General features: G+C 64.0%; 14 protein-coding genes. 5 read left to right on the top strand and 9 right to left on the bottom strand.

From position 1 onward, the window contains the following. The first annotated feature begins 1 nt into the window (after position 1). The gene (locus tag RGQ15_RS09720; RefSeq protein WP_311160017.1) at positions 2-2,413 is read left to right on the top strand and encodes a circularly permuted type 2 ATP-grasp protein; all 2,412 of its coding nucleotides are present in this window, start codon (positions 2-4) and stop codon (positions 2,411-2,413) included. Then, a complete protein-coding gene (locus tag RGQ15_RS09715; protein WP_311160016.1) occupies positions 2,410-3,399 on the top strand; it encodes a transglutaminase family protein in 990 nt (329 codons plus the stop codon). The genes RGQ15_RS09720 and RGQ15_RS09715 overlap by 4 nt, the downstream gene beginning before the upstream one ends. A gap of 68 nt (positions 3,400-3,467) precedes the next feature. On the opposite strand, the gene hflC is transcribed toward RGQ15_RS09715, so the two are convergent. The 4 genes from hflC to rpiA form a co-directional block, all read right to left on the bottom strand. Then, positions 3,468-4,544, bottom strand: a complete 1,077-nt coding sequence (hflC, locus tag RGQ15_RS09710; protein ID WP_311160015.1) for a protease modulator HflC — start codon at positions 4,542-4,544, stop codon at positions 3,468-3,470. Next, positions 4,544-5,752: an FtsH protease activity modulator HflK gene (gene hflK / locus RGQ15_RS09705; RefSeq protein ID WP_311160014.1), complete on the bottom strand. Its 1,209-nt coding sequence runs from the start codon at positions 5,750-5,752 to the stop codon at positions 4,544-4,546. Before hflK ends, hflC begins: the two co-directional genes overlap by 1 nt. A gap of 68 nt (positions 5,753-5,820) precedes the next feature. Beyond that, positions 5,821-7,221, bottom strand: coding sequence for a glutathione-disulfide reductase (gene gorA, locus RGQ15_RS09700; RefSeq protein WP_311160012.1), 1,401 nt, complete (start codon positions 7,219-7,221; stop codon positions 5,821-5,823). Continuing rightward, complete coding sequence (gene rpiA, locus RGQ15_RS09695; protein ID WP_311160011.1) at positions 7,218-7,943, bottom strand: ribose-5-phosphate isomerase RpiA; 726 nt, start codon at positions 7,941-7,943, stop codon at positions 7,218-7,220. The genes gorA and rpiA overlap by 4 nt, the downstream gene beginning before the upstream one ends. 185 nt (positions 7,944-8,128) lie before the next feature. Here rpiA and RGQ15_RS09690 point away from each other — a divergent pair, with 185 nt between their 5' ends. From RGQ15_RS09690 to RGQ15_RS09680, 3 genes are read left to right on the top strand one after another with little or no spacing between them, the layout of a single operon-like run. Then, complete coding sequence (locus RGQ15_RS09690; RefSeq protein WP_311160010.1) at positions 8,129-9,271, top strand: bifunctional 2-C-methyl-D-erythritol 4-phosphate cytidylyltransferase/2-C-methyl-D-erythritol 2,4-cyclodiphosphate synthase; 1,143 nt, start codon at positions 8,129-8,131, stop codon at positions 9,269-9,271. A gap of 2 nt (positions 9,272-9,273) precedes the next feature. Then, positions 9,274-9,771: a phosphatidylglycerophosphatase A family protein gene (locus RGQ15_RS09685; protein WP_311160009.1), complete on the top strand. Its 498-nt coding sequence runs from the start codon at positions 9,274-9,276 to the stop codon at positions 9,769-9,771. Beyond that, a complete protein-coding gene (locus tag RGQ15_RS09680; protein WP_311160008.1) occupies positions 9,768-10,238 on the top strand; it encodes a CinA family protein in 471 nt (156 codons plus the stop codon). The genes RGQ15_RS09685 and RGQ15_RS09680 overlap by 4 nt, the downstream gene beginning before the upstream one ends. Here RGQ15_RS09680 and RGQ15_RS09675 read toward each other — a convergent pair. The 5 genes from RGQ15_RS09675 to RGQ15_RS09655 form a co-directional block, all read right to left on the bottom strand. After that, positions 10,235-11,278 carry a threonine aldolase family protein gene (locus RGQ15_RS09675; RefSeq protein WP_311160007.1) on the bottom strand — a complete coding sequence of 348 codons (1,044 nt, stop codon included), beginning with the start codon at positions 11,276-11,278 and terminating at the stop codon, positions 10,235-10,237. The genes RGQ15_RS09680 and RGQ15_RS09675 overlap by 4 nt on opposite strands. Beyond that, complete coding sequence (locus RGQ15_RS09670) at positions 11,275-11,715, bottom strand: YcgN family cysteine cluster protein (RefSeq protein WP_311160006.1); 441 nt, start codon at positions 11,713-11,715, stop codon at positions 11,275-11,277. The genes RGQ15_RS09675 and RGQ15_RS09670 overlap by 4 nt, the downstream gene beginning before the upstream one ends. Continuing rightward, entirely contained in the window at positions 11,715-12,644 is a 930-nt protein-coding gene (locus tag RGQ15_RS09665; RefSeq protein ID WP_311160005.1) for a bifunctional riboflavin kinase/FAD synthetase, read from the bottom strand. The genes RGQ15_RS09670 and RGQ15_RS09665 overlap by 1 nt, the downstream gene beginning before the upstream one ends. A 167-nt stretch (positions 12,645-12,811) precedes the next feature. Next, a complete protein-coding gene (locus RGQ15_RS09660) occupies positions 12,812-13,681 on the bottom strand; it encodes a TIGR01459 family HAD-type hydrolase (protein WP_311160004.1) in 870 nt (289 codons plus the stop codon). Between the two features lie 14 nt (positions 13,682-13,695). Further along, on the bottom strand, positions 13,696-14,616 hold the full coding sequence (locus RGQ15_RS09655) for a manganese-dependent inorganic pyrophosphatase (RefSeq protein ID WP_311160003.1): 921 nt from the start codon (positions 14,614-14,616) through the stop codon (positions 13,696-13,698). Between the last annotated feature and the right edge of the window lie 112 nt (positions 14,617-14,728).

The raw sequence follows: 14,728 nt of genomic DNA, 5'->3' as shown, positions 1-14,728 counted from the left end.
CATGGAAACCGCGTCTGGCAGCGACAGCAAATCCGCGGCCCAGCCACGCCGTGGCGGGCTGGGCATCGCCGATTATGCGCCCTTGCCCGGCGTCCCCGACGAAATGGTGGATGCGCTCGGGAAGATCCGGCCCCTGTGGAAACCGCTTTTGGACCACATCGAACGCCTGCCGCCCGACCTTCTGGCGCGCTCGCTGGCGCGGGCGAACCAGTATCTTCGCGATTCAGGTGTCTTCTATCGCCAATATGGCGGGGGAAACTCGACGGCCCGTCCCTGGCCACTCAGCCATATTCCCGTCCTGATCAGTGAACGGGACTGGGAAGAAGTCAGCGCCGCCCTGATCCAGCGCGCCGAGCTGCTTGAGGCCGTCATGGCCGATCTCTACGGGCCGAACCAACTTGTCGCCGCCGGACATCTTCCGCCATCGCTGGTCGCCTCGAACCCGCAATGGCTGCGGCCGATGGTCGGGATCAAGCCGCGCACCGGGCGCTATCTGAATTTCATCGCATTCGAGATCGGTCGGGGCCCCCAGGGCCTATGGTGGGTCCTGTCGGACCGGACCCAGGCACCTTCGGGTGCGGGATATGCGCTGGAAAACCGCGTCGCTACCTCGCGCGCCTTTGCCGATCTTTTCGCTGTCCAGAACGTCCATCGACTGGCAGGCTTCTTCCGCGATTTCCGCGATCATCTCTTGCAGGTCCGGGCAGACAATGATGCCCTGATCGCGATTCTGACCCCCGGCCCGCTGAACGAAACCTATTTCGAGCAGGCCTGGATTGCGCGCTATCTTGGCTTCATGCTTGTGCAGGGCGACGACCTGGTGGTCGAGAACGGGCACCTGATGGTGCGCACCGTGTCGGGATTGCGGCCGGTTGACCTGCTTTGGCGACGCATGGATGGCGAATATACCGACCCGCTCGAACTCAACCCGGCTTCGCGCATCGGGACGCCCGGTCTTGTTTCGGCCCTGCGCAAAGGCGGGCTGAGCATGCTCAATTCGCTGGGGTCGGGGGTGCTCGAAGCGCGCGCGATGATGGCCTTTCTGCCCAAGCTTTCGGGCCTGATGACAGGCAAGCCGCTGGCCATGCCCAATATCGCCACCTGGTGGCTGGGCGGCAGCGCCGAGCGTGACGAAGTCTTGGCCAATCCCCGCAACATCGCGCTGAGCCCCGCGCTTGGCACCGGACTGCCCTTTGACAGCGAAACCGCTCCGGTGCTGGCGTCCGGCCTGACATCGGACGAGTTGCGGCAACGTCTCGCGCAGGAGGGGCCGGAGCTTGTCGCGCAGGAAACCGTCGGGCTCTCGACCACCCCTGCCCTGATCGACGGCAGGATCGTGCCCCGTCCCTTCAGCCTGCGCGTCTTCCTTGCCCGGACCGCCGAGGGCTGGGAGGTGATGCCCGGCGGCTTTGCGCGGATCGGAAACAGCGAAGAGGCCACTGCCCTTGCGATGCAGCGCGGGGGGGCCGCGGCCGATGTCTGGATCGTGAGCAACAACGAGGTCCCGGCAGTCACCATGGTTCCGACGCAGAAGGGCCCCTATCGGCGAAGCGCGCCAAGCACCCTGCCGTCGCGTGCGGCGGATAACCTGTTCTGGATGGGACGCTATGTCGAACGCACCGAGCAAATGGTCCGCATCCTGCGCGCGCGCCATATCCGCGAAGCGGAAAGCGGCCGCGGCGCGGAACCCATTCAGCATGCGCTTGACCGGCTCTTGAAGACCTACGGGATCAAGGGCGGCGCGCCTATCCCCTCGGAACTGATCGACACGCTTTCGGCGGCGTCGAGCAGCGCAGGGCAGGTTCGCGACCGATTCTCGACCGATGGCTGGTCGGCGCTTTCGGATCTCGAGAAGACGGCAAGGCAGATGGCCGGGCGGGTCTCATCGGGCGATGATGCGGCCCGCGCCCTGTCGGCCATCCTGCGCAAGCTCGCGGGCTTTTCCGGGCTGGTTCACGAGAACATGTATCGCTTTTACGGCTGGCGCTTCCTGGCACTGGGGCGGCTCCTGGAACGGGCGCTCGGCACGGCCGGGATGGTTGCAGCCCTGGCCGAGCCGGACGCGCCGCAAGGGGCACTCGACCTTTGCGTGGAACTGGGCGACAGCGTCATGACCCATCGCCAGCGCTATGCCGTTTCGACATCGCGCGAAACGGTGATCGACCTTCTGGTGCTCGATCCGATGAACCCGCGTTCCGTCCGCAACCAGATCGACGAGATGATGGTGCAGATGGCAGAACTGCCCGGCAGCGTCACTCATGGTGAATATTCCTTGCTGGCCCGCGCCATCCTGCGCTGCCAGACCAAGGTCGCCACCGAAACACCCGAAACCTTGTCCCGCACCGCGCTGCTGGACCTGGCCACCCAGATCGCCGCGATTTCCGACAATCTGACCGAGGCATATCTGCGATGACGATCTATCGGATGCAGATCGCGTTCCAATACACGTTCGAACGCCCCGCTGGCTCGGGCCGACAGCTTTTCCGCATCCTGCCCGCCACCGTCGCAGGCACGCAAAACGTCCTTAACGCATCCCTGCAAGTCGATCCCGATCCGACGGAAACCGATGAATTCGTCGATTTCTTCGGGACGCGGGTGATCGAACTCGTCATGCCTGCGGGTATGACCGAACTTGAGCTGGTGCTCGAAGCGGATGTGCAGCGCATCGCACATGAAATCGGTCTGGACATTTCAGCACCCCTCGAACGGCTGGGCGGCGAGATTGCCGGTCATCGCGGCCTCGGCCCCAGATCGCCACACCATTTCCTGGCCTCGACCCAGCGCATTTCTCCTGATCTCGAAATCGCCAGCTTCGCCCGGCAGATGACCCGATCCGCGGCGACGGCGCGAGAAGCGCTCGAGCAGCTCGGGCTTGCCCTTCATGGCAAGATGACCTTCGATTCAAAGGCGACCGACGTGAACACGCCCCCGGCCGAAGCCTTCCGCCAGAAGCGAGGCGTCTGTCAGGACTTTGCCCAGATCATGGTCGGGGCTTTGCGCAGCCTCGGCATACCGGCCGCATATGTCGGGGGCTATCTGCGCACCCTGCCCCCACCCGGACAGCCAAGGTTGGTCGGCGCCGATGCCAGCCATGCCTGGGTTCGCGCCTGGTGCGGCACGGATGCGGGCTGGATCGACTATGACCCGACCAACGCATGCTATGCGCTGGGAGATCACGTCGATATCGGCTTCGGGCGGGATTATGACGATGTGGCCCCGGTGTCGGGAATGATGCGCCTTGATGGCGCGCAGATCGGCACGCATAGCGTCGATATCGAGGAAGCGCCGCTGCAGACCCAGCCAGTTCAGCCGCCTTGGACTCTGCTTGGCCTGCAGGTCAGACCCCGATCACGTCACAGCTCAGGATCGGGGAAGAATCCCCTGTCCGAAACGGTCTGAACTCGTTTCGAAATTTGAAAAGGGGCAAAGCGATGCTTTGCCCCCTTCCCTGCATGCTGCGGCCTGGCTCAGTTCGCCGGGACAGGCGGGACAATGCTTTCCTGTTGCGGCGGCGGAGCCAGCGACTCGGGAAGAGGCGTCAGCTTGACACCGGCATTTTCGCCCAGCGGCTGGCCTTCACGGTTGGTGACGTCGGGCGCGAGCGTTTCTTCCTCTTCGTCGGTTTCTGCGACCGGGGCCGGCGCAGGCGCGGCCGGGACCGGGTTGGCATTTTCCGATCCATCATTGCGCAGATAGTCGAAGAACTCGCCTTCCGGCTTGATTACCATCGAGCTGTTCTCACCTCTCAGCGACCGTTCATAGGACGTCATCGAGCGGGTGAAGGCGAAGAACTCGGGGTCCCTGCCGAATGCCTCGGCGTAGATCGCGTTCCGGCGGGCATCGGCCTCACCGCGAACGATTTCGGCCTTCTTGCGGGCCTCCGAGGTCAGTTCGACCACGGTCCGGTCGGCGGCGGCACGGACGCGCTGCGCGGCCTCGCCACCGCGGGCGATCTCGTCGGCGGCCTCGCGTTCGCGCTCGGCGCGCATCCTGGCATAGGTCGCGGTCAGGTTCTGCTCGGGCAGGTCGGTGCGGGTCAGGCGCACGTCGATCACGCGCACGCCCAGATCCTCGGCGTTCTGGCGCGCCAGATCGCGGATCTGGTTCATCAGCGGCGTCCGGTCATCCGAAAGCACGGTGGTCGAAGGCACCGAGCCCATGACCTGGCGGATGGCGTTCGTCACGATGTCGGCCAGTCGCTGCTGGGCGAACTGGATGCCGCCCGCGGCGGTGGCACGACGGAACTGCACGACATCGGTGATCTGCCAACGCGCGAAGGCGTCAACCACAAGACGGCGGTCGTCAAGCGGCGTGACCTCCAGCGGCGGAGTCGGAATCCCCAGGATACGCGCGTCGTAGCGCACGACCTGGTCGATGAAGGGAACCTTGAGGCCAAGACCCGGATTTTCGCGCACATCGACAACTTCACCGAAGCGCAGGACGAGGGCTTTTTCACGCACGTCGACGATATAGACCGATGCCGAAACCAGAAGCGCCACGACGGCGACGAAGGGCAGAACCAGAATGGAAATTGCGCGGCTCATTATTGGTTCCCCCCGCTGGTGGTGTCGGTTTTCCCGGTGGCTGTCGACGCGCCGCTGCGCAGCTGGTCGAGCGGCAGGTAAGGCACGACGCCCTGCCCGGTTTCGCCATCCAGGATGACCTTGTTCACCCCGCCAAGGACTTTCTCCATCGTCTCGAGGTACATCCGGCGACGGGTCACGTCCGGCGCCTTGACATATTCGTCATAGACCGAGTTGAAGCGCGCCGCTTCACCTTCGGCGGTGTTGACGGCATCCGCCCGATAGGCTTCCGAGCGTTCGATCACCGCGGCAGCTTCACCACGGGCATTGGCCAGCACGCGATTCGCATAGGCATCCGCCTCTTTTTCCAGGCGGTCGCGTTCCTGCTGCGCGGCCTGCACTTCGCGGAAGCTGTCGATCACCTCGCGCGGAGGGTCGGCACGGTCGAGGTTGACCCGGACCACGTTGATCCCGGCCTCATAGGCGTCAAGCGTATTCTGGACAGCCAGTTTCAGGTCTTCGCCGATGGTGCCGCGGTCGCGGTTCAAGATCGGAGCGAGTTCCGAGCGGGCGACGATGTCGCGCATGGCGGATTCCGCCACGGCGCGGATCGTGTCCTCGGGATCGGCCAGGTTGAACAGGTATTTCTCGGGGTCCGAGATATTCCAGACCACCTGGTAGGCCATGTCCACGATATTCTGGTCGCGCGTCAGCATCAGGCCGCTATCCATCGGACCGGCGCGGCCCGTGCCGATTTCGGTGGTGCGTTCGCTGGAGACCGAGACCACCTCGGCGCGCACGACAGGCCAGGGGGCAAAGTTCAGACCTTCTTCAGCCGTCGCGAAGGGGCGACCGAACAACAGCTCGACCGAACGTTCTTCGGGGTTGACGGTATAGAAGGACATGAAGGCCCAGAACGCCACCGCGCCAAGCGCAACGAGGCCCCAGGACCCGCGCGACATCTGCGGACCCTGCGAACGGCGCGGGCCGCTGCCACGCGGGCCGCCACCCTTGCCGCCCATCAGGACGCGCAGCCGGTCTTGTCCCTTGCGCATCAGCTCTTCGATTTCCGGAATCTGTTCGCCGCGGCGCGGACCTCGTGGATCCTCCCCCTTCTTGCCGCCCTGGTTGCCTCCGGCATTGCCCCAGGGGCGCTGGCCCCCTTGGGGTGGTTCCTTCCCACCCTTGCCGTCATCTCCTCCACCGCCCCAAGGGCCTTGTCCTGCCATGCCTCTCTTGCCTCGTATGCTATTCGTGCGACTATTTCAGCTTGTAACTGGGGCCGAAGGCCCAAAAATCAAGCCGAACCAACGGTTTTGTCAGGATGGGCCCCACCGATATGACGCGTGGGCCTGCGCATCGTCACAATCTCCTCGGCCAGCGTCGGATGCACCGCGATGGCCGCGTCGAAATCGGCCTTGGTCGCCCCCATACCCATCGGGATCGCAACCAACTGGATCATCTCGCCGGCTTCCGGCCCGAAGATGTGGCAACCGGTGACCTTCTTCGTCCCGGCATCCACCAGAAGCTTCATGATGACACGGGCATCCGATCCCGCAAAGAGCGAACGCATCGGCCGGAAGCTCGCGACATAGACTTCATGCGGTCCCTTGGCGGCGGCCTCTTCCTCGGTCAGGCCGATGGTCGCGACCTCATGGGGTCGCACATAGACCGCCGAGGCGACCAGGCCGTGATCGACCTTGCGTGGCTTCGCGCCAAAGATCGTGTCGGCAAAGCTGTGACCTTCACGGATGGCGACGGGCGTAAGGTTGACCCGATCGGTCACATCGCCCACGGCAAAGATCGAAGGAACCGAGGTCTGCGACCATTCATCCACGACGACCTCGCCCCGCGCGCCCAGCTTGACGCCCAGTTCGGTAAGCCCTAGCCCCTCGGTATTCGGGGTCCGGCCGGTCGCGAACATCACCGCATCGTAGCTTTCCTGCGCGCCGTCGGACCAGATGACACGGGTCCTTTCGCCGTCCTTTTCAAGCTTGGCTGGAACGGTGCCCAGCTTCAACTCGACGCCCACGACCCGCAACTGCTCGGTCGCGTGGCGGCGCATTTCCTCGTCAAAGCCGCGCAGCACCGCGTTGCCGCGATAGCTGAGAACGGTTTCGGCGCCCAGGCCCTGCAGGATGGTCGCGAACTCGCAGGCGATGAAACCGCCCCCGATCACCAGAACACGACCGGGCAGCTTTTCCATCAGGAAAAGATCATCCGAAATCAGGCCGAGCTCCTCGCCTTCGATCCCCGGGCGCTGTGGCCGGCCTCCGACCGCGATCAGGATGTGCTTGGCGCTCAGGCGCTGGCCATCGGCCAGTTCGACCGTATGGGCGTCGACCAGCCGGGCGCGCTGCTTGTGGATTTCGACATCCGCCGCGACAAGGCCGCCGGTATAGGCGCCCTCAAGCCGTGTCAGTTCGGCATCCAGCTTGTTGCGAAACATCGTCCAGTCGAATGCGCCCGCATCGGCCGTCGTCCAACCATAGCCACGGGTTTCCTCGACGATTCCTTCGGCCTGCGAGGCAAAGATCATCAGTTTCTTGGGCACGCAGCCGCGGATCACGCAGGTGCCCCCCATGCGGCTTTCTTCGGCAAGGCCCACGCGGGCGCCGTATTCGCTGGCCGCAATGCGGGCGGCGCGCACGCCTCCCGAGCCGCCGCCGATCACGAACAGGTCGTAGTCGAAGCTCATTCCAGATCCTCTCGCAGCAATTCGACGACCGAGCCGTCGGGACGGCCGATGATCGCAAGGCTGCAGATATTCAGGAAAAGCCCATGTTCAACCACTCCGGCGATCGAAGACAACTGCCGGGCCAGTCCATGCGGGTCGCGGATCTCTTCCAGCGCAAGATCGAGGATCAGGTTGCTTTCGTCAGTCAGGACGGGATTGCCATCACGCTCGCGCAAGATGATCGGACGCCCTTCCATCTCCAGCTCGGCAAGGGCGCGCTCGATATGGGTGCGGGTCGATTTCCAGCCAAAGGGAATGACCTCGACGGGAAGCTTGAACTTGCCCAGGCACTCCACGACCTTGCCCTGATCGGCAACGACGACCATACGATCGGACGCCGTCGCGACGATCTTTTCGCGCAGATGGGCAGCGCCGCCGCCCTTGATCAGGTTCAGGTCCGGATCGACCTCGTCGGCGCCGTCAATGGTAAGATCCAGCCAGCCCAGATCGTCGAGTTCCTCGACGACCAGTCCCAGCTTGCGCGCCTGGTCCGCCGTCGCCTTCGATGTCGAGGCGCAGCGCAGGTCCATTCCTTCGTCATGCACGCGCTCGGCCAGGCGATCCACGAAGATCTTCGCCGTCGACCCGGTCCCCAGGCCAAGTTTCATGCCATTCTCGACAAGCGCGACTGCAGCACGGGCCGCGGCGTCTTTCGAAAGGTCGATGGTTGCAGGATCGGTCATGGCAATGGCTCCGAAGCGGAATATCTGTTGAATGTGTCGGCCCGGACGGGCGGTCCCGAACCTTATACGCAGAACCCTTGAAATGAGCCACATGCCACGCGGCGGAATCTGCTCGGTCCACGCGGGCCAAAGGTCGCAGCTCGTGCCGATTGCCTAGACGGGCGGGCTCGCCTAATCATGCCGCCATGAAGATACCAGAAACATATGCGGCGATCATCACCGCGGCGGGACGCGGCACCCGCGCGGGCGGCGATGTCCCGAAACAATGGCGCAGCCTGGACGGGCGCAGCGTGATCTCGCGCAGCGTCAGCGCCTTCGCCGATTTTCCCCGCATCATCGTCACCATCGCGCCCGAGGACATGGAGCGCGGCATCGACGATCTTGCCGGACCGGTCGTTCTGGTCACGGGGGGCGAGACCCGAAGCGCCAGCATCCGCGCTGCACTCGAAACGCTTGAAGGGTCCGGCGTGACCCATGTCCTGATCCATGACGGCGCGCGCCCCCTCGTCCCGCATGAGGTCATCCGGGGCGTGGTCGAAGCGCTGGAAGCGGGCGCCGAAGCTGCAGCCCCCGCCCTTCCTGTCACCGATGCGCTATGGCGTGCGACCGAAGGGCGTGTAACCGGAACGGCAAGTCGCGACGGGCTTTTCCGTGCGCAGACACCGCAAGGTTTCCGGCTGGACGCCATTCTGGCCGCCCATCGCGCCTTCCCCGAGGGAGGGGCGGATGACGTCGAACTGGCCCTGCGCGCGGGCCTTTCCGTGACCGTGACCGCCGGCGACGAGAACAATCTGAAACTGACCTGGCCGCAGGATTTCGCGCGCGCCGAAGGCATCATGGGGGCCGCGATGGACATTCGCCTTGGAAACGGATTTGACGTGCATGCCTTTACGCAAGGCGATCATGTCTGGCTTTGCGGTGTGAAGATCGCGCATGACAAGGCGTTGCTGGGGCATTCCGACGCAGATGTCGGCATGCATGCGCTGACCGACGCGATCTATGGCGCATTGGCGCAGGGCGATATCGGGCGGCACTTCCCGCCCTCGGACCCGCAATGGAAAGGCGCGGAAAGCCATATCTTCCTGCGCCACGCAATCGAACTTGCGCGCTCGATGGGGTTCACGCTTTCAAATGCCGATGTCACGCTGATCTGCGAAAGGCCCAAGGTCGGGCCCCATGCGGGTGCCATGCAGTTACGCCTGTCCGAGATCATGGGCGTCGATCCCGACCGGATCAGCGTCAAGGCAACCACCTCAGAGCGGCTTGGCTTTACCGGGCGCGAGGAAGGCATTGCCGCGATCGCAACCGCCACCCTGATCGGGAGCTGAGCATGGAACGTCAGATCGCAACCTTTTTCGGGGTCGGGCTTCTGCGGCCAGCGCCGGGCACCTGGGGCTCGGCGGCAGCGGTCGCCCTTGCCGTGCTGTTTTACGAAATGGGGGCAGCGCTTCTGGTGCCGCTGGGCTTCGTGCTGGCCACAATCCTCGGCTTCTGGGCGGTGCCTCGTGTCGTGGCGAACAGCGAAAACAAGGACCCTTCCGAAATCGTCATCGACGAGGTGGCGGGACAATGGCTTGCGATGTGCTTCACCATGATCCCGCTCTGGCGGCACGGCATCTCGATCCTCGATGCCTGGCCGGCCTATGTCGTGCCTTTCCTGCTGTTCCGGCTTTTTGACATCTGGAAACCCTGGCTCGTGGGTCGGGCCGATCGGCGTGGCGACGCACGCGGCGTGATGCTGGACGATCTCTGGGCGGGCTTGTTCGCAGGCGTAGTTTCGGTGATCCTTGCCGGGCTTTATCATACCGTCTTGGAGCCCATGCTGTGACCCCTGCCGAAGTGCTCGACTTGGCCCGCGGGCGCGGGGTAATGATCGCGACCGCCGAAAGCTGCACGGGCGGGCTTATCGTGGGTAGGTTGACCGACATCCCCGGGTCGTCCGAGATCGTGGATCGAGGCTATATCACCTATTCGAACGCCGCGAAGATCGAGATGCTGGGCGTGCAGCCCAGCACGCTTGATGCCCATGGCGCGGTCAGCGAAGAGGTCGCGGCCGAGATGGCCCAAGGCGCACTGAGCCGCTCGCAAGCGGGCATCGTCGTCGCCGTCACCGGGATCGCGGGCCCCGGCGGATCGGAGCACAAACCCGAAGGTCGGGTTTGCTTCGGCATTGCGGATGGCTGGGGCGTCAGGACCGAGACCTTCGAATTCGGCGCGCTCGGCCGTGACAAGGTGCGCGCCGCGACGGTCGAGCGCGCGCTTGTTCTGTTGGCATCCGCGCTGAGCGCAGATTAGGCGCCGCGCAGCAGGTCCAGCAGATCGGTTACCTCATCTTCGCGGGTGGCCCAGCTCGTGACAAGACGAACCGTGACCGGCTCGCCCGGAGCCGGAAGTTCATCCTGCCAAAGATGATAGACAGCGCCATGCGCACGGGCGCGTTCATGCGCGTCGGATGGCAGGCGGGCAAATACCTCGTTCGCCTCGACCGGCACCACCAGGCTGCCCCCGGCCTGCTCGATCCCCTGTCCCAGTCGCGTGGCGGCTGCATTCGCATGACGCGCAAGATCAAGCCACAACCCGTCCTCGACAAGCGCGAGCATCTGCGCCGCAAGGTAGCGCTGCTTGGAATAGACCTGTCCCGCCTGCTTGCGGCGATAGTCGAAGCCGTCGGCACGGGCCGGGTCGAAGAAGATCACCGCCTCGGCGGCAAGCGCCCCGTTCTTCGTTCCGCCAAAGCACAGCACGTCGACACCTGCCTGCCAGGTCAGCGCGGCCGGATCGCTGCCCAGCCCCGCCACGGCATTGGCAAAGCGGGCGCCGTCCATGTGCAGGGGCAGCCCGGCTTCATGCGCGACCGTCGCGAGTGCCGCCACTTCGGAAGGGCCATAGCAGGTACCCCATTCCGTCGCGTTCGTGATCGAGACCATGGCATTGCGGCCGTCGTTCAGGCTTCCCGCCTTGCCGAACCGGATCGCCTCGGCAAGCGCGGCGGGGCCGAACTTGCCCTGCGCTCCGCTCAGCGGCACAAGCTTCGCGCCATGGCTGTAGAATTCAGGGGCCGAGCATTCATCGCGATGGATATGGGCGGACTCGTGGCAATAGATCCGACCGAAACTGGGCGAAAGCTGGGCACAGACCAAAGCATTGGCCGCGGTTCCGGTCGCGACGAAGCGCACGACCGCGTCTGGGGCATCCAGCAACTCGCGATAGGCCGCTTCGGCCCGTACGGTGACAGGATCGGCGCCATATGACCCCATCGCACCCTCGTTGCAGTCAGACAATGCCTGCAGGACCTTCGGGTGAACGCCATGCACATTGTCAGATGCAAAATTCATGCCAGATCCTCGATGATGTAATCGTCCCAATCGTCCTCGGTCACGGTCAATTCGCTGACCGTGCGGCCCCGGATGCTGATCCCCGCCTCATGGACGGATTCGCGCGACCCTGAAATGAGGTGATGCCAGGGGTAAAGCGGCTTGCCCTCGGTCCTGAGCCGATAGGCACAGGTCGCGGGCAGCCACCAGGCGATTTCCTTAAGCTTCTTCGGCGTCAGTACGATGCAATCGGGCACATAATCGTGCCGCTTTGCATAGTTCGAACATTGGCAGGTCTGACCATCCAGCAGCTTGCAGGACACACGGGTGAAGGCCAATTCACCGGTATCCTCATACTCGATCTTGTTCAGGCAGCACTTGCCGCAACCGTCGCAAAGCGCCTCCCACTCATCGGGCTGAAGGCTTTTCAGGGGAAGTTCCCAGAATCGATCGCGCATCAGCGTGCCTCCAGGATCGCGCGCGCCTTGGCGCTATCCTGATCCATCTGGGCGATGAGCGCATCGATGCTGTCGAATTTCATCTCGGGGCGCAGGAATTCGACCAGCGCCACGGAAACGTGCTCTCCGTAAAGATCCGCTTTGAAATCGAAGACATGCGTTTCGAAGTTGGGACGATTTTCGCCGAACATCGGCCTGACGCCAAGATTGGCAACGCCGGTATAGCCACCGCGTTCGGGGCCGGTCAGGACGTCGATCAGCACGGCATAGATGCCAAAGCGTGGCAGATGCAGGCCGCCCACCGCCATGTTCGCCGTCGGATAACCCAGATCCCTCCCGCGCTTGTCGCCATGCACGACCTCGCCATCAAGTCGATGCCAATGCCCCAGCATGCGCTCGGCGTCGCGGGTGCGTCCATCGGCCAGGGCCTCGCGGATGGCGGTCGAGCTGTATTCGTTTCGCCCGTCACCGATCAGCGGCGCGACCGTCACACCAAAGCCAAGCTCTCGGCCAAGTTGCGTCAGCGTCTGGGCGTTCCCCGACCGCTTGCGGCCGAAGCAGAAATCGGCCCCAACCGTGACATGGCGGATTCCCAGCCCGTCGACCAGCACCTCGCGCGCGAAATCTTCGGGCGCCAGACCTGCGAGAACCGCGTCGAAGGGCAGTTCGTAAAGATGATCGACGCCCAGGCGTCCAAGCCGGTTCGCGCGCGATTCGGCATTCATCAGCCGGAACGCCGGAGCATCGGGTTGAAAGAATTCGCGGGGATGGGGCTCGAAGGTGATGACGCCCAAGGGTGCATCGGCCGCAGCGCGCGCGGCATCGATGACCGAGCGGTGCCCCAGATGCACACCATCGAAATTCCCCATGGCCACTGTCGCTCCGCGTGCCTCGGGCGACAGACCTTTCCAATCGTGATGGATGCGCAAACGGGCCCCCGATGGGCCGATCTGCGGCCCGCTCAGTTCTCGAACTTTCGGCTTCGCGGCCGAATGCCCGCTTCACCCTTCAGAACGACCGTATCGCCGAGGCCGCAGCGGGTTGCAAGCATGACGCGAAGAAGAAGCGGCGATCTTTCAGATCTGCCGGCCCGTAATCAACGCAGCCGACCGATGCTGTAGCGCGGGTTTTCATTGCGCATCGCCAGCCATTCGTTCAGCTTCGCCTGATCGGGGCTCTCGACATCCGCGCCGAACTGGTCGAAAGCGAGACCGCCCGAAACGAAAAGGGCGTCGATCCCCTCTCCTGCGGCGCCGGGAATGTCGGTCGCGATCCCGTCGCCGACGGCAAGGATGCGGGCATCGTCACCCAGGCCCAGCTTGCGACGCGCCAGATCATAGATCGGCGGGTGGGGTTTGCCGAAGTAAAGTGAGGTGCCGCCCAGATCCTCGTAGAACTCGGCCAGGGCGCCCGCGCAGTAAAGCCGCGTCTCGCCCAGATCGACGATCACGTCTGGATTGGCGCAAAGCAGCTTCATGCCGCGTTCCTTGGCCAGCATGAGGCGCGAGCGGTAATCCTCGGGCGTTTCGGTCGCATCATCGAAAAGGCCGGTGCAGACGATGCCCTCGGCCTCGTCCAGCGGCACGCGCTCGATCGCGGGCGCATCGTGCCATTCCGGCGGCACATCGGCAAAGAAGCCTTCGTCCTTGGGCATGGCGATCGCCCAGACCTTGCGACCGACGGCGCCGGCAAACATGGCGTCCTGCGCTGCATCGCCCGAACTGACGATGACGTCCCAGGCATCCTTGGGGACCTCCATGCGGTCCAGCTGGGCCTCGACATATTTCCACGGGCGCGGCGCATTGGTCAGCAGGACGACCTTGCCACCCTGGGCGCGAAACGCCTGCAATGCGGCGACGGCGGCCGGATAAGCCGCCACACCGTTGTGAAGGCAGCCCCACAGATCGCAGAACAGCACGTCGTAATCGGCCGAAACTTCGGCCAGCGAATTGATGATCTGCGTCATGAGAGCCTTCTAGCTTAAATCGCGAGCGCGGGGATGATCTGCTTCTTGCGCGACATGATGCCGGGCAGCACCACGGTGTCACCCGACACGGTGGCGTTGAAGCTCTTCTCGGCGACCTGCCTGACGAAATCATTCGGCACGAAAAGCGTCGCTTCCTCGTTGAGGATGTCGATGATGAAAAGCAGCACCTCGTCAGCACCATCGGCGCTGGCGACACCCGGCATGGCCGCCATCAGCGCGCCCTTGCGGTCAAGCAGGACCTTCGGCGCTGTGGTTTCCAGAACCGAAACCCGCAGCTGCTTGCCGCCAAGCTCGTATTCCTTGCTGTCCATACGCAGGAGAGCTTCTTCGGTAAATGCCGAGACATCCGACTTCGCGGCAAACATTTCGGACGCGTATTCGGGGATCGAGATGCCCAGATCCTTGGCGAGCTTCTCGGCAACGAAGCGGTCATGCGCGGTGGTGGTGGGGCTGCGGAATTCCAGCGTATCCGACAGGATGCAGGTGAGCATCGCGCCCTTGATCGCGCGGGGCGCGCGCGCCAGGGCCTCGTCGCCCATCAGGTCGTGCATGATGGTGGCGGTGCAAGCCAGCGGGCGGATCGTGATGTTGATCGGCAGGCGCGTCTTGATACCGCCGGCCAGAAGGTGGTGGTCGATGATCTCGATGACCTCGGCCTCGTTGATCGAGGCGGGCAGCTCGGCCGGATTGTTCGTGTCGACGACGACGCATTTTTCGCCCGCGGCCACATCCGCGATGATCTCGGGTTTGGGCAGATCCCATTTGGACAGCATCCAGGCGGCCTCGGTATTCGGCTCACCCTGAAGCACGGCAACCGCCGGCTGCTTGCGGACCTCGGAGAGATACCAGGCCCAGATGATGGGCGAACCGGTCGAGTCGGTGTCGGGTGCCTTGTGGCCGAAAACCTTGATCATGGAGCTACCTTCACGAGATCGGAAAAGTCGTGCGCGTTATAGGGCTTGAGCCCGGGATTGTCTATTGACCCGCCGCCACAAGGCATTCGCCCGCACATCGTCTGCGCGACCC

It is taken from the genome of Paracoccus sp. MBLB3053 (assembly GCF_031822435.1).
In the GTDB taxonomy this organism is placed as follows: domain Bacteria; phylum Pseudomonadota; class Alphaproteobacteria; order Rhodobacterales; family Rhodobacteraceae; genus Paracoccus; species Paracoccus aurantius.
Note: the sequence above shows the minus strand (reverse complement) of the source record. Positions and strands in the feature narration are given on the sequence as shown.